The following is a 20,780-nucleotide window of genomic DNA, read 5'->3' on the forward strand; positions in this document are numbered from 1 at the left end:
GGTACGATAACGGCAGTCCATTATGGCCGGGAGCGCCAGCTGAAGCTGGATCAGGATGTGCTGAGTGTGTTCTACAGTAACCTGGCGATGAAATTCGGACTGGAGAATAATAGGGCTGAATTGAACAATCTGAAAATGCATATGCCGGCTCTTGTGATGTTCGGTTATAGCGGATATACGCTGGTTACGCTTGATGATACAGCCGGTAACGGGGGAGAGAAGGAGCTTAAGCCTGTCAGCTGGCCGGAGCGGCCCTACTACTACAAGCTTCGGAATAATAACCTGCTCTATTTCACCTTAGATGATAACGCCCGGGTATACGACACTGGGACCAATGAATTCTATGAAGGAGAGTATGCAGAACTGGCTGCAGAGACGAATCTCGCACCTATTAACTCACTTGAGCTATTCCGCGAGATTCGCCAGAGCACGATCACTTCACTGGTCGAACAGGATCTGGCCACGGCCATTAATAGGCACATGGAGCTGGTGAAGCGGATGGGCTTGTCCATCCAGTTCACACTCCCGCGGGGTCTTCAGGAGCAGTCAATTCAGGATGTGGGAATTATGGCCTTTATACAAGGCTATCCGCTTCCCGGCGGGGAACTGCTGGATGCTTATTCCCTCGGCAGCGGCGCGGTCATGCGGCGCAAGGTGCTGATCGGAACCCGGAATGCAGCAGGCCGGCGTACGGCCTACGGTGAAAGCTGCTTGCCTGCCGGAGCGAATGTCATTGAGAGCCTATTCGATCCGGAGGAGGCAGCGAGGAAAGGGTATTTTGTGGAGGATTGTGCGGTTAGGTGAAGGAACATGAATGAGCCCAATACAATAGTGGAGGTACATAATGAGAAAAATAATACTTAACAGTCTATTGATTGTTTCTATGATATGCACAAGTTTGTTGGTGCAGAGTCGTCCAGTGCTAGCAGCAGAGCAGTCTGCTACATTTACGGACATTAAAGGACATTGGGCCAAAGCAGCTATCGATACGGCGGTAAAAAATGGCTACTTCAAAGGTTATGCTGACGGCACATTCAAACCGAATGGATCAGTAACCCGGGCAGAGTTCGCGGCATTGTTGGCAAGGGCGTCGAAGGCACAGCCTGAGACAGCACAACCGGGAAATTTCCCGGATCTGGCAGGGCATTGGAGTGAGACTGAAGTGAACCGGGCAATTGGACTGGGGTACATTAATGTCAGTGATTATCCGAATGGGTTCAAGCCAAGCACGCCCATTACACGGATGGAAATTGCCAAATGGATGGCATCCGGACTTGCGGCAGCCGATCCAGAGTATAAGGAGGCCTTGCAGGACACGGTTACAACGGTGCTTCCGGTAAAAGAGTATTTTAAACCGGGAGTCTCACAGTCCCAAGCTCCGTATATTGCGGTTTCGCTTGGGACCAAGCTGATGAGCGGCTATCCGGACGGATCCTTTGGATTAACTCAAAAAGCGACACGAGCGGAAGCATCCGCTATCCTGCTGCGTTTGAATGAGATTAGCCAGCAGGAGGCAAGCAGCTTTGTAGGTTTAAACGAATTGCGGGAAGTGGGAACCAAGCGGACGAATATGGAGAGCATCAGTCCGTTTACGACGGGTAAATCTTCCTTTAATGATGCTGCTGAGAAAACATTCACATTCAAAAATAAAAGCTGTATTGTCAAATTAAATCATTTCATTTTTGTGAATGCACAGGATCCCAAAAATCCTAAAGGGATTTATGCACCTTTGTTTTTCGATGAAAGTGAAATAATAGCTGAACAAGATAAACCTGGAGTATATAGGGCGTATGTTGAAGTTACTATTTATCCGTTGAAAAGTCCATTCTCCATAGGTGATTATTACAGTGATCATGATAGTGGTTTATTTACAGGAAATAGAACAAGGACTGATAATCTTAAAAATAAATATGGATATAATACTTTACCCTATGATGAACCTCAGCAATTCTTTGCAAACTATATGGACGGAAAAGGGGTTACTTTATGGCAGGTGCAATTCATAGAAGTTGGGCAAAGTAAAAAGGGTTTGACGATGGATGACGGATACTGGCTCTATTATAAACCGAAAGAGGAATAGGTGAGGCGGTATGAGAAAATGGGGCGTTGGCTTACTCCTTCTAGCTTTAATACTTGCTCTATTTCCAGTTCCGTCTTATGCAACAGGATTTAATCAGGGATACCCGGAAGGGGTCCTAGACATTGATGTAACTCCGCAAGGTCTGGCACCCATGCAGACTGTGAAAGTAAAAGTAAGAGGTGAGAAAGAGGCACGTCCCAAAGTCGTATGGGTGCAATCAGATGGTCCCGAATGGACAGCAACTTATACAGGCGGGCCAAAAACAACTTTAACGAATGGATCTGGAGACTCTGCGGTTCCGAAGAAAGAACGTACCGATTTTATTTTGGATATGAGAGATTATGCCCCTGAATCCATGAAAGACCAAAGAGAAAATGCATTCCCCATATCTGAAATCAAAAATCTGGAAATATCAGATATGGCATGGAAAGCAGTTGGGGACACTTATACGCCAGCTGTGGCTGGCGGAAATCCGGAGTTTCAGGCAGGTACAATGACAGCTAACATCAAGGTCTATACGGGCTATCCGTTAAATTATAATCTAAAAACAAAATTTGGTACTAGAGCGGATGGGGCGAATAAATATACAGCAGAATACTATATTCCAATGGATGTAAAATACGAAGGGTATGTATGTAGTTGAAAAAAAACAAATGCGTGTACTCCAAAATGCTACTCTTCAAGTTAATGATTCGAAAAACCTGCAGGCTCAGGTGCGGACAATGGCTACTGACATGACCGAATTCCCCAACAACTGGAACGATGTGACATCGGCGACAACGAATACGACCTGGAGCTCAGATAATTCAGCAGTAGCTACTGTAGACCAGTATGGGAAAGTAGTGGCCCATGCAGAAGGAACTGCACATATCACAGCCAAGTGGAACAAATATCCATATTCCCTATATGGAACTGCTACCATAACCGTAGGCGGGGGAGAAGGCTCAGGTTCAGGCGAATGCACCTACACCATTCAACCTCCGAACAAGATCGCGGCTCCGCAAGCATCATTTATGGACCCGTCAGCGAGCGGGGTAATTCTGGGTGATGATGCATCGAATGGGATACACTTTGATGCACCGACCGGAATTCCTACCTCAGATCATTTATACGCTAATGCGTGGGGAAAGAATTATTTGTTTGAACATACCTTTGCCAATATGGCAGGGCAGATACGCTATTCCTGCAGTGTGGATGTTACCTATCCTACTAAATGGGAGGAAGCCCAGCCGGATCTTCCGGGAGAGGATGGTGGAGATCCGATCCCCCAAGATCCAATTCCCAAAGATTCATCCTTTGACAAAACCTATACCTTTGAACTGACGCCTAGAGAATATGCGTACTGGCAGATCGATCAGTTATCCGTCTATCAAATCGACCGGGCACTGATGGAGAACTATGCCCTGCCGGGAGGGTCGGTCACACTTTACCCTAACAACTATAATGCTCCGGCGGTTGAACTTGCCAACAGTACTGTGGTGGAAGAGCATGTTGTTCCCCAAGAGACAGGAACCCTATCGTTTACGCCGGAGGTGGTCGATGGCGGGGACCATGAACCAAGCCCGAGCGATGTTGATGATAAAGATGAGCTTAAGAGTCTTGCAGAATCGCAAACGAACGATCCAAAGGTGCAGAATGACCGGCTGGTATTCAACGGACAGATGATTATGGATGACACTGTCTCTACAAAGACCGGGCCCGTTCCAGGAAGGATTGCCGATCCGCAGGATACCGGAGGCGATGTACTTTATCAAGGCCAGTTGATGATTAACCGGAGTCTGCTCAACCGGGCAAATGCGGCCAGTTCTGGCTCAATATATTACACGATGCTGCCGGAGAATGTGGAGGGACAGGGGGACCGGGCGTATTCAATCAATGGCATTAACTCCATCACCGTACACACACCAGTCGTCAACTATTCACTTCTCCCGGATGATAACCGTCCTTACGACCAGCGGATGGACCCGGATTACGACCGGACGGTGCTGATTCTGGACCGGCCCTTTACTGTTCATTTCACAGAGAGCGGGCAGCACCTGAACATCCCAGGCTATGGCAACCGGGATTATGGCAAGTACACGCAGAACAAACGCATCCAGTTTCCGTTCGGTGTGTTCCAAGAGGGAATGTATTACCCGGAGAACACCTGGATCAATATCCCTGTCGGGACACTGTACATGAACTTTACCATGCCGACTTGGGTTAACGAAGGGGACTACACCATTCATACACAGTCTTGGGCAATCAATGCCCCGTCGGACGGGGCGGAGTTGTGTCAGGTGAATCTGAACGGAAATCTGGCAAATTACTGCGCAGCAGAGAGCTTCAATGTCGGGGTGGTCGGCCGGCTGTTCGATTTTCGGATCTGGGATATCGGGGATTTCCGGTTTGAAAAAGTATTCCGCACGGGAACGGGCAACCTTGATCATAGCAACGCAATGTATTATACGGGCGGGAACGATGAGAATGGAACACCAACGGCTTTAAGCAGCCAAAAACAGTGGCATCTCCCAATCCGCAAAGGCTCACATCCCACGGAGCAGATAACAGTTCCGCATAATGGCTACTCGTTTCTGTTTGACTTTCGGACCATCGGGAATCTGTGGCAGCCGGGAGAGGGAATCCGGATTGAGCCAAGCTTCTATTTTATTCCGAAGACTGGAGGAAGTGCAGCGCCCGTTGATCTGTATTATGACGTCTCGGGTTCGGGCAATAAGATGATCGGCGTCGGCTCACCGAAGGACAAGCTGAGCTATACCCGCACCTACCGCTTAGCCGATGGTCTGCGGAACATATCAGGTGGCGAGTTATCCACGGCGGCCAGCTATGAGTATAACTACATCCTCACGGAGGCGGAGCGGGGACAAACGAATTGGCTGAAGTTCTACGAGAAGTATCTAAAGCGCAAAACCGAGATTTCCGAAGGCTATAACCTGGAAATTCTGCCTTATACATCGCGTACCTTAGTCGGTCCTACGAATATTCCGAATGGAGTAAACCCCATTGCCGCAGTACGCAGCGTGCAGCACTGGTACGGGGAATACAACCTGCCGATAGCTCCTTACATCCTGCCCAAGGGGACTAACATTGTGACTTTGGCGACTCATTATGGCGGCGCACTGGACGGCCATGAACAGGAGTTCATTTCCGGCGGCTATATTCTGGTGAAGTTCGAAATTTATACGGTCAAAAATAGTGATGCCGGCACCCGCATTCTGGGCTACAAGGCGCCTGAAGCCAATATGTGGGCGATTGAAGGCCAGATGACCACAGACACTGATGAAATGGGACATCCGTTTTCTTTTTCCTCCGGGGACATTATCCTGTTCGAATCGGATTTCTCGGTGCGCAATGACTATCAGGGTCAGGGGAAATGAACCTGAATTAAGTAGAGGTAAAAAATTCTTTAAAAGGAATAAAATATAAAATTATCAACGCATTAGACCGATAAATAAATTATGCAGAACCAGAGCTATACTAATGGACTTGAAATTTTCTGCAAGTTTATAACTGTGTTTTTCAAGTTCATTTTTATATAAAAATATGATTTATAAGGAGCGATTTATAATGGCAGACAAAGTTACGGTAAATTACGATGGTTTGAAAACACTTGCAGACAATATTATAAAACAAAAAGGAGAATACGATAATTTAATGAAAAAAATTACGACTACAGCTACGACATTGAACAGTATCTGGGAGGATACTGCCGCAAGAGAGTTTGCCGAAAAGGTGAAAGGAATGGATAAAACCTTTACTGCATTTGGCCAAGCGCTTGAGAATATTGGAATTCATATGAGAAATGTTTCGAACAGTTATGAAACTCTTTCTAAAGAAATTAAAGCTGCTCAGAACAAAAGCTTCTAATATTTTCTTTATCCAATAAACAGCAAGAGTCCCACTACATAAGAATGCAATCAGCTATGCAGCATGCTGCATAGCTGATTTTATTAGAAATTGGCAGGGGGAAGCCATGGCGACGACGAAATTATTGTTCAATGTCGATGAAGTAGAGCGCCTGCGGACGAAGATTGGACTGGTCAGCCAGGACACAAACCGCCTGCATCTGCAGTTCAAGGGAAAAGCCTCGGACTGGGGCGGCATCCCGCTGGGGCAGGAGCTGCTAAAAGCCCAAGTGCTCATTAAGGAATTAACCAGCGAAGCTGAGAAGCTAGAGGATCTGATCCGAAGTGCCGTCCAGGGAGTCCAGAGTGTTCAAGCCGAGAATAAGCGGCAGGCAGGTCAGCTCAGCCAGCAGCTGGGTATACTGGCAGGGCTATTCGGAAGCGCAGGCAGCCGTGGGTCATTCGGTCCGCTTTCTATCCCCTTCTTGGCACAGAAGGCCGTGACCAGCCTGATTCGTACGTTAACGATCCTGAGTGCCAAGGATGAATGGAGCAGCGATCCGGTGGTGCAGAAGCTGCGGGGAATGATTCAGCAGTCAGGCCTGGTAAGCATCGATGGACTGGCCGCGGAGATGAAGCTGAAAGAGATTTACGAAGCACGGGAGCAGATTGGAAAGTCACAGATCGCCTACGAGGTGTACAAGACCTTTGGCAATCAGGCACAAATGGAGGCGGCCCATCAGCAGGCGGAGGAAGCGCGCAAGAAGCTGAAGTCGATGGGGATCAGCGAAGTCCAGTATCAGCCCGGGAAGGACCTCAGCGGATATTACAAGGAGTCCGCCATCAAAGCCTGTGACTACGATCCATCCATTACAGACAAAAGCGTTCCGCTGCTGGAGAAGGAAGAATATGCGCTTTTGCTGCGGATGGCGATGGAGCCGGGAATACAGGGGGAGTGGGCGAAGCAACAGCTGGCCCTGATCCAACCGGAAGCAACGATAGGGCCGGTAGACCCGTATAACAGCGTGTCAGAAGCGGACATTCTGAACCGGAACGATCCGAAGGTGATAGAGCGGTTGAAGGGCACGTACTGGTTTACTTTGCCGCCTGAGGAGCAGGACCGGCGATATGAAGAGCTTAAGGCATATTACGAGAAGCTGGATAAGGAAGCAGCAGACCAAGACCGATTGGTGAGAAGCGGAGTCGGAAACCAGACAGTGGCGAACATCCTGATGGGTGGAAGCAATATAATTGTCCAAGCGATTAATACGGCCTCATTTGGACTCCCAAGGACGCTGGGGGACTGGATTGCGGGTCCAATGCCGGAATGCTATGTGAACCCAATGGACGATCCGTATGGGAAAAAAGCGGGACAAATAGCCGGAACCTTCATCAGTATCGGCCTGCCCTGGAAGTATCTGAGCGCCGTGAAGACGCCAGGCGTGGTAGGTAAGTTCTCGCCTACCTTACTTAAATCCATGGTAGCCGGAGCGATTAGCGGAACCCTTGAAGAAACCATGGACGCTGTCAATGATTACCGGGAGGATGGGAAGCAAAGCGTGGGAGCGCGGTTACTCTCGGTAGGCATCAATACCGTAATTGCCGGGGCGGGAGATGCGTTATTCACCGCCGCCAGCAAGGGGCTGGCGAATGTGAAGAAGCTCGTGAACGGTACGATAGGCGATGTGAAGGTCAAAGAGGTGGATGGTACCGCTAAGGCTAAGGCGGAGATCGATGGGAAGGGTAAGGAGCTTGAGGAGGTTCGGGTTGGGGGGACGGAAGGAGTTGATTTTGATCAATTTAAAGGAGATCCTGCTCGAGTATTAAATGATTCGGGAAGGATATCACAACCTGAAGAGTGGAATAAAATAATTGCTGATGTTGAACAGGCAGGGGGAACGGTCCGACTAGTTGATGGGGATACTATGGGGTACACACCTAAAATTGGAGATACACCGGGCGAGATTACGATAAATAAGGATGCTTCTTTATCAGCTTTAAAGCATGAAGCACAACATTTTTATTATGATAAAGAGACTGGCTGGCCAGGCTGGATGTCACTATTTGATCCGGAAGCACGTATTGCGAACGAGTTGAAAGCCTACAGCCAAGAAATTGATCTGGCCAAAAGTTTGGGGCAAACAGACTTAGCGAATAAGTTATGGGATAATTTTCTATTAGAAGTTGAAACGATTTGTAATGACTATAACTTTCCAAACCCATACAAATAATATGTAATCAGGAGGTAGTATGCAAAAATCAGATTGGGAACAAAAAATGGATATGGCGTTGATAGACGTAGCTGCGATAAACTCAGCGTTGGAGTCTAACCTGAAAATGATTCAACTTAAAGCAATGTTCAAAATTGTTCAATCAGGATTGTTTAATGATAAAACAATTGCGGTTCTTCAAAGTATGAGCAAACGTTTTGAAAAAGATAAGGATCAGGTTATGGGAGTATATATGCTCGGGCATTTTAGCCTAGCTACCTTGTTTGAAATTTGTAATAAAAAAAATTCAGATTCATTTAAATCTGTTTTTGATGTTTTAGATGAGGATACCCAAAGACAAGTGAATATTTTAATAAAATCAAAATCCTTATATCAATCATAAACTTATTTACAAAACAAACAACAAGATCGTGCAATACATTCTGCCAAGCCACAATGCAAGCTACACGCCTGTATTGTGGTTTTCTGTTGTCCCTTTCTCAACTCCACACAGTGCCGAATGTGAAGGGAACCTACTGGTTCACCTTACCAACTGAGGAACAGGACCGGCGGTATGAAGAGCTTAAGGCATATTACGAGAAGCTGGATAAGGAAGCAGCAGACCAAGACCGATTGGTGAGAAGCGGAGTCGGGAACCAGACAGTGGCGAACATCCTGATGGGTGGGAGCAATATGATGGTCCAAGCGATTAATACGGCCTCATTTGGACTCCTAAGGACGCTGGGGGACTGGATTGCGGGTCCAATACCAGAAGGCTAAGTCAACCCAATGGACGATCCGTATGGAAAAAAAGCGGGACAAATAGCCGGAACCTTCATTAGCATCGGCCTGCCCTGGAAGTTTATGGGCGCAGTGAAGACGCCAGGCGTGGTAGGCAAGTTCTCGCCCACCTTACTTAAATCCATGGTAGCCGGAGCAATCAGCGGAAACCTAGAAGAAACCATGGACGAGATCAACGATTACGGGATGATGGGAAGCAAAGCGTGGGAGAGCGGTTAATCTAGGTAGGCGTGAACACGACGGTTACCGGAGCGGGAGATGCGTTATTCACCGCCGCCAGTAAAGGGCTGGCGAGTGTAAAGAAGCTTGTGAACGGGGTTCTACGTGAAGTGTAGTTCAAGGAAGTAGAAAGCACCGCTAAGGCTAGACGGAGATGGATGGGAAGGCGAAGGAGCTTCAAGAGGTTGGGTTAGGGGACGGTAACCCTGGTAGACAGATAATTGATGATCTTTATGATACTGGACAGTCAAAAGTTCTACACCTGTAAATAAGCGGCGACGGTAGCCTTGGAAACCACGGCATGGGACGGCGTACGCAAATTGGGAAAAACAACGCTGGCGTCAGGCTGGATAAGCGCAAGGCATTAACTGCAGCAGTCCCATTGTGATGCACTGGCACATGACAAAACACTCGATTGCTTGAATCGTTTGTTCAATCCGATACTGATCCTGTTCATCTTTTACGGTTTTGAGCGCGAAAACTCCAGTGGAGAACGGAAATCCTTAGCGATAAGGGTTTCCGTTTTTTTGCAATAAAATGCTACAATACTCGTAATGACAGCCTGCGAATGCTTGCTTTGAATCATAAATTCAGGGGAGTGTAGGTATGAATAGTGACCGGTTTACCGATAAAAACGAAATGCCAACGGAAGACGAGCTGTATTCATCTCTTGGAAGTGGGGCGAAGGCTGCCTGGGTTCAATTAATGAGCTTTGCAGAGGAGCATTACGACCACGTAGCCGAATGGAATTACGGAGGCAAGAATTACGGCTGGAACGTCAGGTACCGTAAAAGCGGAAAAACCCTATTTAACATGTTCCCGGAGAAAAACGGATTTACCGTCCTGCTTGTCCTTGGAAAAAAGGAGATTGAAGGATATCAGGACAGATGTGCAGAGTTCAGCGGCGCTTTCCGCTCCTTGTATGATTCTGCAGCCCAGTATCATGACGGGAAATGGTTATGGATAAGGGTCGAAGCTGCAGGACAGCTTGAGGATATCCAAAGGATGATTCTGATCAAGAGGAAAGCGAGAGTCCACCGATGAACTGGACGGTTGAACGTATTCTGCATTTTGAAGAGCGGAGCACAATTATCGACGGATACTGTCATTTCGGTTTTCACGACGGTCAGGGGAACCGGTTCATACTGGATCATGATACACATTGGCTGGGGAAAATAAGCGGGAGCAGCAATGCGCTCAGCTGGACGGCCGGGAAGTCACCGATGAGGGCTGGAGTCCGGCATATCCATGTTGATCTGGCTAACCCCACTTATATGACTACAATAGATTCAGATACAATCATGGTTGTAAGCAGCGGGAATAACAAGGTATTCCGGATAAATCACTTTACAGGCAGTTCGCAGCTATTGATCGCCGGAGACGTATGGGGGCTGAAGGACATCGGCAATTGCGAGTATGATCCGGACGGTTTCCTATGGATTAATGAGGTGACCGGATGCAGAGTGCACAAGTTCGACCTTGAAGGCCAGCTGCTTACCACTTTTGGCAACGGTGTACCAGGGTTTGCGCAGGATAAGGCGGCAAGGGATGAAGTGCAGTTTAATTGGATTTTTGATCTGCGGCGCGGGCCTGATGGCAATATCTATGTTCTGGATAGCGGGAATTATTGCGTACGGATGATTGATGTTAGCTGTGATGTAGTAATACGAGTGGCAGGTACGGGGACAGGTGGTTATTCCGGAGATGGCGGCCCGGCATTAGAGGCAACCTTCGGATCTAATCCGGATGAGCACTTCGATGGGCCCTGGTCTTTGGCGATTGATGAGGCGGGCAATCTATTCATTGGTGACACTCAGAATCATGTGGTTCGAATGGTCGAACGGGAAACGGGGAGGATAACCACGATTGCCGGCCGTACCCCAAGGGTCCCTTCCTACATTAATGATTCAGCTATATCTATAAATCCGCTTGCTCTGCAGCTGCCCAAAATTTGCAGTCTTGACTATTATAACAACCGCTTGTTCATTCCCGAATGGGATGGAGAGTTAATTATTCTGGCAAGGCCTCGCTAACAGAGCTTATTAACCGGATTCACCACTTCAGGGCTGCGGCGTATTTAGGGTACAGCTCGCGGATGCAGTCCGGGCAGATATCATGAGTGAATTGTAAAGAGAGCTGCAGCTGCAGGAAACGTTCAATGGAGATCCATTCCTCCTGGCTGCTGCGGACTGATTTGCAGGCTGCACAGATGGGGACGAGCTGGGGGCTCGGGTGTAGATGGACGACGCTGGGGCACTGGGTTACAAGGGCAGGACCGGCAGATTCCTCTGCATTAGGGGAAGGTCCAATATCACGCAGTGTAAGGACGGCAGTCTGATGCGCGGGTGCTTGTTGTTCAGTAAGGAGCGGGAAAATATCCAGGTGAAATATTCTGTTGCCGTTATTCCCGGTCAGGAGTGTTAGCTCAGCGCTGGCAACAAGGCGGATTCCCTTGAAAATATCACGCAGCAGCTGCTCCAGCTTTACCATCCCGTCCGGATCAGCCAGCTTTTGCCGAAACAGCTCTAGCACATTCAATTCGAGCCAGTTCCCAGCACTTGAGAAGCCATACAGCCGGTTAAAGTCCTCCCAGTGATCGCTGGCGAAACGGATGTTTCCAGTGCTGCCGATTACCAGCGAGTTATGCTTCATGGCATTCAGGGATTGGATGATGGAAGAAGAGATACTGTCCGGCAATGGTAATCGCTCCTTGGGTGGTGCAGGAATGACAAGCTAGGATGGCGGGAGGTTCAGCAGCTCGGCGACTTGGCGGCGGTAACGGTCGGCTTTGCGTGTGCCGTGAATCAGGTTGGACAGGCGATAGGGTGGGATGCCGTGTAACTCACAGAATTTCTTCTGGTCCAAATGCAGTTCTGTCAGACGTTGTTTGATAGCCCAGCCATATGGAGTAATAGGTCGTTTGCTGTTCAGATCACTCACCTCTTATCGACTATCCAGCCGCTATGTTATAATTAGGAAAAGACATAATAATAGTTAATTATATACTTTTTTACGTCATTTTACAATAAAAATAACGTTTTTACGTATAAAATATTTTGGCGGAAGGCGGGTACCGAATGCACTCCATTTACGAACGAATTGAATCTCTGATCAAACGGCAAGGACTTACGAAGAAAGCTTTCTGTGAGCAGCTGAATATCAGCACCGGCAACATGGGCGACTGGAAGCGGGGCAAGTCGACGCCCGGCACGCATAAGCTGATTGAGATCGCCGCATTTTTTAATGTCAGCCTCGATTGGCTGATTCTGGGCAAGCGGAATGTCGACACGGTGAAAGAAAGCGGAGAGGATTATTTTTTTGGCCAAATGCGGCAATTGAATTGCCAAACGGATGAACTGCTGCAGAAGGAGAAGGAGTTTATCAAGGAATACATTGAATTTACAGAGTACCGTAAGCGCAAGGCGGATGGCGATAATTCTATCTGAGTATGGGATGCTCTGACAGGATTAAAAATTCTTAAAAGGGCATCTTTACTTTTCGAAGCAATGGATTTATAATATTGAATGTTGGCCTCAAACAAAGCTATAACTTTTGTACACACCGCGCGGTAGTGGTGGAATGGCAGACACGCTATCTTGAGGGGGTAGTGGGTGTATACCCGTGGAGGTTCGAGTCCTCTCTACCGCATACTATGTAAGCAGAAGAAACCTGAAATTCCTTATCTATAAGGGACTTCAGGTTTTTTGCTGTTTAGGAAATTATGAATTTCGTCTGTTGTGGATAAGAGTGAATAAAGATGCGGAAAACCGAAAACAATCTGCAATGTGCTGGCGCGAAGGCGTTCAGACCAACTGTATGCGAAAAACCGAAGGCACCAGCATCGTTTACCCGTCAGGGTGATTTATTTATGTTTATCTAAAAAAGCTGAGAATACCCCACCCTCGATAGGGTGGGGATGAATCTGTAGTTTTCGATTTCAAGACGAACGTATGTGCTATAATATGGATGAGATCACTAAAAGGAGGTGTTGCACATGCTCGTGTCTGCGCAGGAGGTTTCTTCGAAACACCTGGTTCATCAAGCCTATAAATATCGGATCTACCCCAATACAGAGCAACAGCAACTCATTCGTCGAATGTTTGGCTGCTGCCGTTTTGTGTTCAATTACTTCTTGGGAGCTTGGAATCAAAGCTATGCGGAAACGGGAAAAGGCTTGTCTTATCACGCTTGTGCGACACAACTCCCCGGTTTAAAAGCACAATACGACTGGCTGAAAGAAGTCGATAGCATCGCTTTGCAGTCGGCTGCTCGTCATGTGGCGGATAGCTTTGATCGTTTTTTCAAGAAGCAAAATCAAGCGCCACGCTTCAAGAGCCGAAAGCATCCGATTCAAAGTTACACGACCAAATTCACCAACGGGAATATCGCCATGGAGGGCAGTCGCTTGAAGCTCCCCAAACTCGGCTGGATACGTTTTGCAAACTCCCGGAAGCTGGAAGGCCGGATATTGTCCGCTACCGTTCGTAAAAACGCCAGCGGGAAATTTTTCGTCTCGCTCGTTTGCGAAGTTCAAAAGAACCCTCTGCCTCAGGTGGATACACCTATTGGCATCGACTTAGGCTTGAAAGAATATGCAGTATGCTCAAACGGCGAACATATCGCCAATCCTCGCTTTTACCGTCAATACGAGAACAAGCTGGCGCTTTGGCAGCGGCGGATGGCTCGGCGTACTCCGGGCGGCTCCAACTGGAAGAAAGCAAGGCAGCATATCGCTCGTATTCACGAACGCATTGCCAATAAACGAAATGACTTCCTCCACAAGCTGACCACGAGACTGATTCGTGAAAACCAAACGATTAGTATCGAACATCTGCGTGTGGCGAATATGATTCAGAACCCCAAGCTTTCAAAATCCATTGCTGATGCGTCTTGGGGCGAGTGGGTGCGACAGCTGACGTATAAAGCGAAATGGTATGGACGAAATCTTCGGATCGCCGAAACGTTTGAGCCGACCAGTCAGCGTTGCCATGTGTGTGGCACAATCCACCCCGAGGTGAAGAACCTGTCCATTCGGGAATGGACGTGTACGGCCTGCGGGACGATCCATGACCGTGACGAAAACGCCGCTCACAATATTGAACAAGTAGCGGTTTAACCCCCACCTAACCAAACGATAGAATTCAACATTTCACTAGCGTCAAAAATGTAAAACTGCGGGAACGCAGGGATCGCTTGCTCCATAAGAAGAGGGTACTCTTCTGTTCGCAAGAATCCGCCACTTCAAGCGTTAGCTAAGTGGGGGAGAATTCAATTGGGTTTGTAGCTGCAAGGACTGGAAGCAAATATGAAGGAGCTTAGATTGTAATAGAAAAAAAACCCTTCACACCCGCATTCATTCGGGCAGAAAGGGTGTTTGTGTTTTGCGGCAGACAGATGAATTAGGTCGCTCTACCCCAGCAGCTTGGCGATGTCTGCTTCAATCTGGTCCGGTGTGGTTTGCGGTGAGAACCGCTTCAGCACGCGGCCTTCCTGATCCACCAGGAATTTGGTGAAATTCCATTTGATGCTCTTCGAGCCGAGTACACCGGGTGCTTCTTTGGACAGATATTTGAATAACGGATGGGCTTCGCTGCCGTTGACATTAATTTTCTCGTACATAGGGAAGGTTACGCCATAATTAATCTCGCAGAACTCGGAGATATCCTCACTTTTACCCGGCTCCTGTCCGGCAAATTGGTTGCTGGGGAACCCGAGAACTTCAAACCCGCGGTCTTTGAATTTATCGTAGACCTCCTGGAGACCCTTATACTGGGGGGTTAATCCACACTTGCTGGCTGTATTCACGACGAGCAGTACTTTACCTTTGTATTTGGAGAGTGATTCTTCCTGGCCCCGCAGGGTGTTGGCTTGATAATCATAGACACTCATGGATAATTCCTCCCGAACATTGATTTATCACAATTTAATTGTACACTATTTACCGTCAGAAGCAACCCTCCAGGTTGTGACAACATTGCATAATCGTTTCAAAATGCAGGGGATGTTTAAGTTAAAGGTATGTGTCGATACAAAATCCGCTTGAAAAAGGAGAAGATCAAAGATGACTGCAGTGCAACTTAAGGCGTTATATACAGCTACAGCAACCGTTCGCGGGGGTCGCGAGGGTTCAGTGGAATCATCGGATGGAGCCCTTAAGCATGACCTCAAAATTCCGAAGGAGCTTGGCGGTCCCGGCGGTGCCGGTACGAATCCTGAGCAGTTGTTCGCAGCGGGATATGGTGCCTGCTATGAGAGTGCGCTAGCCAACATTGCGCGTAAAGAGGGCGTGAAGCTGCAGGATGTGGAGATCACTTCCAACGTTCTGATTGGCAAGGACGAGAGCGACGGAGGCTTCAAGCTTGCGGTTAAACTGGATGTGAAGCTGCCGGGTATTGAACGGTCTGTAGCGGAAGATCTGGCGAAGAAAGCTCATGATTTCTGCCCGTATTCGAAGGCGACCCGCGGGAATATTGAGGTTGAACTGAACGTACTGTAAGGTATGGTGAAGTTATATCATTGAAAGTGATATGTTCCCGTATAAGGCCGGACAGCCGATGTCCGGTCTTATCCTATGTGGAGCCGCAGAAACAACGGGTAGGAATGAACAAAGCTGGGAATAATGGCTAAATAGAGTCGGAGAAGGTTAGAAGTGCAATAAATAGCGGGCGCGAGCTTGCTGTTTGGTTGACATCACCCCGGAAATTCTTTAATATGTCTAAGTATCTGTTAATGTCGCGTGTGCTATTAACTACCAAAAATTTAAATAATGGGTGATGAAGATGTCTTACAGACCGAATATTACGAATGTGACCAAAGCCAGCAGCAATGATAAGGAAGGATTGTACGAGTTCATTATCAAGCTTGCTGACGGAACGGAGTGCCGCGCGTTCTACAATCGGTTTCCGGAATGGAAAATGACGAACATCAGCCGCCTGCTCAAGACGCCATGTCCGGTATGCCGCAAAGATTTCATCTGCAGATGCATGGATTCCTTCACAGCTGATTTCGAAGGGCAAATGATCGGGGACGAGTGGATTAACAAGGCAATTGCTGAATAATTACACGTACGGACGTTGTAGGCGCGGGAGCTATCCCGCGTTTTTTGTTTTTTTTCAGAAGAGGATATGATGGGTACACTATGCTTAAGAGGAAGGGGGCGGCGAAGTGGCTGAAGAGTACAAGGAAATGCAGGGTAAATCCATTGTGCTGATTGATGGAGTCTGTCATCTGTGCCAGGGGCTGGTCCGGTTCATTGTTCCCCGTGATCCCCGGGCGAACTTCATGTTCGCCTCCTTGCAGAGTGAGGCGGCCAAGGAATTGCTGAGGGCTGGCAGCCTGCCAGACAATCAGTTAAACACTGTGGTGCTGGTGGAGAACGGCAGCTATTATACAGAGTCGGCTGCAGTGCTGCGGATTGCCCGCAGACTGCGGTTTCCGTGGCCGCTCGCCTATGTATTCATCCTGGTGCCGAAACCGCTGCGTAACGCCTTGTACAGGCTTGTGGCAAGGAACCGCTACCGCTGGTTCGGCCGTGATGAGCAGTGTCTGCTCCCTTCACCGGATCTGAAGCGGAGATTCCTGTAGCGGGGAGCCCTGTTTAATGAAAAGCAGTGCCGGCCTCTGAGGGCGGCACTGCTTTTTGGCAAGAAGATGATTAAGACTTAGATGAATTCCACGGTTTCTGAACGGGGCCTTACGGCTTCAGAGGTTCTGTCTTAAGCATATAGCTCTGGGAAAGCTTCCATTTGCCGTCAGCAGACTTCTTCAGGGTTGTCACAGTGGTGGAGCGGCTATCCGGTAATGCAGGACCGCTTAGTTTCTTGGTCGTCTGCACCAGATATACGGAGGCTTCATCAGCTGTATAATCAATGATCTTCGAAGACTCGATAGCGGAATCCAGATCATAGACCTGGAACATCTGGGCATACGCCTGCTTGGTCTGAGCATATGCCGGAGAAGTCTCGTCAATGGTCGAGAGCAGGCCGTCCAGGTTCTCTTTGTTGGTATAATCAAAATTAGCCTGAACCACAGCATTGATCAGATCTTCGTCAGCTTTGGGGACCGAAACGGCTGCTTCGAGCGTTCCCTCCGGAAGGGAATACTCTATAGCTTTGATCTGCAGATTACTAATCTGCCACTGTGTGCTGGCGGTACTCCGGGTCAGGGAATAGATGTATTCAGCTTTGCTGTTCAGCATAAAATCACCGCCGAGCTTCTTGCTGGTTTCAATCGTCTGCACGGTTGCTTCACTCTTCTGCACATCAATAATGTTCAGCTGCTCAATGGTGGTCTTGGTATCATACTTCGCCATTTGTTCCTCAAGCTGCGGACCAATCGCGGTTAGCGGAGACTGCGGATCGATAAGCGACACGAAACCTTTGGCATTCTCCTTATTCAAATAGTCGGCGTACTTATCGAACAGGGCTGAGATTTCTTTGGTGGATGCAGCAGTGTCTACTGCACTGGTGATCGCTACGGTATTGGCTTTGGCATCCCAGGTCACCTGATTGCCAGTAGCTTCACTGACGAAGCGCAGCGGGACGTACGTCACATTATTAATCATCCGGGGAGCGGATACCAGCGACTTGACCGTTCCATTCACGCTGGCTTTTTTGCTGCCGATCTGCAGCTTGATGCTCAGGCCTTCCTTGCTGGCGGTGACGGTGCTGGTCTTGGCATCCCAGGCTAGCTCCAGGCCCAGCTTCTCGAAGATCGGGCGCATAGGCACGAGGATAGAATCGTTGTCTTTGACCGGCGAGCTGGAGCTCAGGTTCAGCTTCTGCTGATCAATGAGGACAGTAATAGGTTGTTCTGCTGCGGCAGCGGATAAGCTGACTGCACCGGATAAGGCAAGAACGGCAAGGAATCCGGGAATTAGTTTCATAATTGTAAAACTCCTCTCTATAATCTGGACTAACTTATGTATGTACGTTTGTATTATAAAGGTTTGCGGAGAATGATCACATATCCCTCGCAGGACATGTAAGGTAGGGGGATTCTGGGAGGTTCACTCGGATATTGGTAAAAAAGCTATTGCTGAGCTCTTATATATATGCTACTATAGCTGTAAATTATAGGAACAGTAACGGAAGCACCGTTCAATGACCGTATCCCACGGTTATTGGCGGTGCTTTTTTGCTGCCATTTTTGCCAATTTTCTGAGAGGAGAGTGATTTCATGACGGCAAGAATTGTACTTGCAGTCCGGGAGAGCGAGTACATTGAACCGCTGCTGCATTATCTACACCATAGTGAGTATGGGGAAATGCTGCGGATCACAGCGTTCAGCAGACTAGACACTTTTATGGAATTTATGAAAGGAGACGAAATTCCGGATGCTGTTGCCGGAGACCCATCCTTCATAGAAGCCTGGCTGGTTGAAGGAAGGAGCGCGGTTCCGTGGGCAGTGTTGAGTGATGCGGGAGACCTGCCGAATGCCGGTAATGTGGCAGGAGGAATGAGGATTGCCAAATACCAGGCGCTCCCCTCTCTGCTGGAATCCATTCTCCAGCTGTGTGATCTGAAGCGGGTCAGAACTGCTGCTGCCCCCAAGGAGCAAACGCTGCTGCTGGGAGTTGTCTCGGCAAGCGGCAGCAGCGGTAAAACAACGCTTGCCCTGAATATGGCGAAGCAGCTTGGTGCACTCGGCCTCTCCGTGTTCTACCTCAACCTGGAGAGTGTGGACAGCAGCGGATTATATCTGCGGATGCCGGGCGGTAACGCTCCAGGCTTTGAACGCCTGCTCTACGAACTCAAGGCTGGGGGAGAGAATAAGGGAGGGAGGGGGAAGCCCTTATGGAAAGATTATGCGTTCAGGCATGATAGCCTGCGTTGTGATGCATTCAGACCTGTGGAGAATTTCAGGGAAATGCTCCAGATGTCACGGCAGGATACGCTGGAGATATTAGAAGGGCTGGCTGCGTCCGGAAGCTATGATGTGATCATTGCGGATACCGGAAGCATTGAGGAGGAGCGGGCTCAGGCTGTATTGCACAGATGCGGACTCCTGCTGTGGGTACTGAAGAACGAGCAGGTAAGCCGGCACAAGACGGAACGCTGGCTTACCCACGTCGACAGCCCGCACTCCGGCATGCCTCCGGAACTGAGGGGCAGGAGCAGATTCGTGATGAACTGCTGCACGGAAGCGGTGAATGACAACCCGGCGGATGCCGGAACCGGGCTGGCGGGTACACTTCCGTATATTCCTTCCTGGGGGATGCAGCATTACGGAGAGCTCTGCCTGAGCTCACCCCAATTCATAGCGGGAGTACAGCAGCTCTGCAGAAGCATTATTGAACCGGCATTGCCAGGCGTATTTACCGGGAGTTCTGCATGAATGAAGAAATGTTCAGAGCACTGCGCAGCGACATCCGGGCAGGGCTGGACGTTACTTCGGCCATAGGAAACCATGAGCTTGCCGTCTTTATTGAACGGATTATTCTTGAACGGGACAATTTGCAGTTTTTGACGGCTAAGGAGAAGCACGAACTGGTGAAGAAGCTGTTTGACTCCTTCCGGGGGCTGGATATCCTGCAGCCGCTGATAGATAATCCGGCCATTACCGAGATTATGATCAACAGCCATGAGGAGATCTTTGTGGAGGAGGACGGGATGATCCGCAGACTGCCGCTGGCTTTTGAATCCAGAAGCCGGCTGGAGGATATTATCCAGACTGTAGTCTCAGGCGTTAACCGGGTGGTGAATGAGTCTTCGCCAATTGTAGATGCCCGGCTGCAGGACGGTTCGCGTGTCAATATCGTGCTGCCGCCTGCTGCGCTAAGGGGCCCGGCAATGACCATTCGTAAGTTCCCTGAGACGCCTATGACCATGGCCGAGTTGGTGAAGCGTGAAGCACTCAGTAAAGAAGCCGCAGAGCTGCTGCAGATTCTGGTAGCGGCGAAGTACAACATCTTCATCAGCGGGGGGACAGGCTCGGGAAAGACTACCTTTCTGAATGCTCTGTCGCAGTTCATACCGCCGCAGGATCGCGTGATTACGGTAGAAGATTCTGCAGAGCTGCAGATTGTTACGGTCCCGAATCTGGTCTCGCTGGAGACCAGAAATGCTAACACGGAAGGAAGGGGCGAGATTACCATCCGCGATCTGATCCGCACTTCACTGCGGATGCGGCCGAACCGTATTGTTGTCGGTGAGGTGCGTGGAGCAGAGTGCCTGGATATGCTGCAGGCGATGAATACCGGCCATGACGGGTCGTTATCAACGGGGCATTCCAACAGTGCGCAGGATATGGTCAGCCGGCTGGAAACTATGGTCCTCAGTGCCGCGGAGCTGCCGGTGGCTGTAGTCCGTCAGCAGATCGGGTCAGCGATTGATATATTCGTACATCTCTCACGGCTGCGGGACCGTTCGCGCAGAGTCATGGAGATTAGTGAAGTTGCGGGTCTGCGCAGCGGAGAGGTCGAGCTGAATCCGTTATATGAATTTCGGGAAACCGGAGAACGGGATGGCCGGGTACTGGGCGGCCTTGCCGCCTGCGGCAATCCGCTGCTGCATACAAACAAACTGCGAATGGCCGGAATTAGTGATTATTCATTGCTGCGCTTCAGCGCAGCCAGCCGGAAGCCAGAGGAGGTTGTGTCCTGAATGCCTTGAAGAACAGAAGCCA

At 49.1% G+C, this 20,780-nt stretch carries 22 protein-coding genes and 1 tRNA gene; 19 read left to right on the plus strand and 4 right to left on the minus strand.

Translation table 11 applies throughout. The features are described from left to right. The first annotated feature begins 66 nt into the window (after nt 1-66). The 11 genes from R50912_RS05995 (at nt 67) to R50912_RS33115 (ending at nt 11,188) form a co-directional block, all read left to right on the plus strand. Nucleotides 67-804: a hypothetical protein gene (locus R50912_RS05995; RefSeq protein ID WP_042233180.1), complete on the plus strand. Its 738-nt coding sequence runs from the start codon at nt 67-69 to the stop codon at nt 802-804. A 40-nt stretch (nt 805-844) separates the two neighbouring features. Then, the gene (locus R50912_RS33105) at nt 845-2,080 is read left to right on the plus strand and encodes an S-layer homology domain-containing protein (RefSeq protein WP_052416026.1); all 1,236 of its coding nucleotides are present in this window, start codon (nt 845-847) and stop codon (nt 2,078-2,080) included. Nucleotides 2,081-2,090: 10 nt separating this feature from the next. Further along, a complete protein-coding gene (locus tag R50912_RS06005; RefSeq protein ID WP_042233182.1) occupies nt 2,091-2,723 on the plus strand; it encodes a hypothetical protein in 633 nt (210 codons plus the stop codon). Between the two features lie 79 nt (nt 2,724-2,802). Then, nucleotides 2,803-5,457 carry a DUF5704 domain-containing protein gene (locus R50912_RS06010; RefSeq protein WP_052416027.1) on the plus strand — a complete coding sequence of 885 codons (2,655 nt, stop codon included), beginning with the start codon at nt 2,803-2,805 and terminating at the stop codon, nt 5,455-5,457. Between the two features lie 190 nt (nt 5,458-5,647). Further along, nucleotides 5,648-5,947, plus strand: a complete 300-nt coding sequence (locus R50912_RS06015) for a WXG100 family type VII secretion target (RefSeq protein ID WP_042233184.1) — start codon at nt 5,648-5,650, stop codon at nt 5,945-5,947. A 106-nt stretch (nt 5,948-6,053) separates the two neighbouring features. Further along, nucleotides 6,054-8,156: a hypothetical protein gene (locus R50912_RS34060; RefSeq protein WP_052416028.1), complete on the plus strand. Its 2,103-nt coding sequence runs from the start codon at nt 6,054-6,056 to the stop codon at nt 8,154-8,156. Between the two features lie 19 nt (nt 8,157-8,175). After that, nucleotides 8,176-8,538: a hypothetical protein gene (locus R50912_RS06025; RefSeq protein ID WP_042233186.1), complete on the plus strand. Its 363-nt coding sequence runs from the start codon at nt 8,176-8,178 to the stop codon at nt 8,536-8,538. 86 nt (nt 8,539-8,624) lie between these two features. Beyond that, nucleotides 8,625-8,915: a hypothetical protein gene (locus R50912_RS06030; RefSeq protein WP_042233188.1), complete on the plus strand. Its 291-nt coding sequence runs from the start codon at nt 8,625-8,627 to the stop codon at nt 8,913-8,915. 9 nt (nt 8,916-8,924) lie between these two features. Continuing rightward, the gene (locus tag R50912_RS06035) at nt 8,925-9,155 is read left to right on the plus strand and encodes a hypothetical protein (RefSeq protein WP_042233191.1); all 231 of its coding nucleotides are present in this window, start codon (nt 8,925-8,927) and stop codon (nt 9,153-9,155) included. 606 nt (nt 9,156-9,761) lie between these two features. Beyond that, complete coding sequence (locus tag R50912_RS06040) at nt 9,762-10,199, plus strand: DUF3788 domain-containing protein (protein ID WP_042233193.1); 438 nt, start codon at nt 9,762-9,764, stop codon at nt 10,197-10,199. Continuing rightward, complete coding sequence (locus tag R50912_RS33115) at nt 10,196-11,188, plus strand: NHL repeat-containing protein (protein ID WP_052416029.1); 993 nt, start codon at nt 10,196-10,198, stop codon at nt 11,186-11,188. Before R50912_RS06040 ends, R50912_RS33115 begins: the two co-directional genes overlap by 4 nt. A gap of 19 nt (nt 11,189-11,207) precedes the next feature. Here the strand turns inward: R50912_RS33115 and R50912_RS33120 are convergent, their stop codons facing one another. Together R50912_RS33120 and R50912_RS35835 are read right to left on the minus strand one after the other, a co-directional pair. Continuing rightward, nucleotides 11,208-11,852, minus strand: coding sequence for a nitrogen regulation protein NR(II) (locus R50912_RS33120; protein WP_052416036.1), 645 nt, complete (start codon nt 11,850-11,852; stop codon nt 11,208-11,210). A gap of 36 nt (nt 11,853-11,888) precedes the next feature. Further along, on the minus strand, nt 11,889-12,086 hold the full coding sequence (locus R50912_RS35835) for a Rha family transcriptional regulator (protein WP_076242814.1): 198 nt from the start codon (nt 12,084-12,086) through the stop codon (nt 11,889-11,891). Nucleotides 12,087-12,232: 146 nt separating this feature from the next. Here R50912_RS35835 and R50912_RS06055 point away from each other — a divergent pair, with 146 nt between their 5' ends. From R50912_RS06055 to tnpB, 3 genes are all read left to right on the plus strand, one after another. Beyond that, nucleotides 12,233-12,601: a helix-turn-helix domain-containing protein gene (locus R50912_RS06055; protein WP_042233195.1), complete on the plus strand. Its 369-nt coding sequence runs from the start codon at nt 12,233-12,235 to the stop codon at nt 12,599-12,601. 119 nt (nt 12,602-12,720) lie between these two features. Further along, nucleotides 12,721-12,803: transfer RNA gene (locus tag R50912_RS06060), tRNA-Leu, on the plus strand. A 346-nt stretch (nt 12,804-13,149) separates the two neighbouring features. After that, a complete protein-coding gene (gene tnpB / locus R50912_RS06065) occupies nt 13,150-14,271 on the plus strand; it encodes an IS200/IS605 family element RNA-guided endonuclease TnpB (RefSeq protein WP_042233197.1) in 1,122 nt (373 codons plus the stop codon). 293 nt (nt 14,272-14,564) lie between these two features. Here tnpB and R50912_RS06070 read toward each other — a convergent pair whose 3' ends face one another. Next, nucleotides 14,565-15,044: a glutathione peroxidase gene (locus R50912_RS06070; RefSeq protein WP_042233201.1), complete on the minus strand. Its 480-nt coding sequence runs from the start codon at nt 15,042-15,044 to the stop codon at nt 14,565-14,567. 172 nt (nt 15,045-15,216) lie between these two features. Between R50912_RS06070 and R50912_RS06075 the strand changes: the two genes are divergently transcribed. The 3 genes from R50912_RS06075 (at nt 15,217) to R50912_RS06085 (ending at nt 16,739) form a co-directional block, all read left to right on the plus strand. Then, the gene (locus R50912_RS06075; protein ID WP_042233204.1) at nt 15,217-15,651 is read left to right on the plus strand and encodes an organic hydroperoxide resistance protein; all 435 of its coding nucleotides are present in this window, start codon (nt 15,217-15,219) and stop codon (nt 15,649-15,651) included. A 283-nt stretch (nt 15,652-15,934) separates the two neighbouring features. Then, complete coding sequence (locus R50912_RS06080; protein ID WP_039296361.1) at nt 15,935-16,213, plus strand: hypothetical protein; 279 nt, start codon at nt 15,935-15,937, stop codon at nt 16,211-16,213. A 127-nt stretch (nt 16,214-16,340) separates the two neighbouring features. After that, on the plus strand, nt 16,341-16,739 hold the full coding sequence (locus tag R50912_RS06085; protein WP_042241697.1) for a thiol-disulfide oxidoreductase DCC family protein: 399 nt from the start codon (nt 16,341-16,343) through the stop codon (nt 16,737-16,739). Between the two features lie 109 nt (nt 16,740-16,848). Here R50912_RS06085 and R50912_RS06090 read toward each other — a convergent pair whose 3' ends face one another. Beyond that, nucleotides 16,849-18,039, minus strand: a complete 1,191-nt coding sequence (locus R50912_RS06090) for a copper amine oxidase N-terminal domain-containing protein (RefSeq protein WP_042233206.1) — start codon at nt 18,037-18,039, stop codon at nt 16,849-16,851. A gap of 293 nt (nt 18,040-18,332) precedes the next feature. Between R50912_RS06090 and R50912_RS06095 the strand changes: the two genes are divergently transcribed. Together R50912_RS06095 and R50912_RS06100 are read left to right on the plus strand one after the other, a co-directional pair. Continuing rightward, nucleotides 18,333-19,490 carry a P-loop NTPase family protein gene (locus R50912_RS06095; RefSeq protein ID WP_042233208.1) on the plus strand — a complete coding sequence of 386 codons (1,158 nt, stop codon included), beginning with the start codon at nt 18,333-18,335 and terminating at the stop codon, nt 19,488-19,490. Then, nucleotides 19,487-20,758 carry a TadA family conjugal transfer-associated ATPase gene (locus R50912_RS06100; RefSeq protein ID WP_042233209.1) on the plus strand — a complete coding sequence of 424 codons (1,272 nt, stop codon included), beginning with the start codon at nt 19,487-19,489 and terminating at the stop codon, nt 20,756-20,758. Before R50912_RS06095 ends, R50912_RS06100 begins: the two co-directional genes overlap by 4 nt. The last annotated feature ends 22 nt before the right edge of the window (nt 20,759-20,780 follow it).

Source organism: Paenibacillus sp. FSL R5-0912 (assembly GCF_000758605.1).
Taxonomy (GTDB): domain Bacteria; phylum Bacillota; class Bacilli; order Paenibacillales; family Paenibacillaceae; genus Paenibacillus_AQ.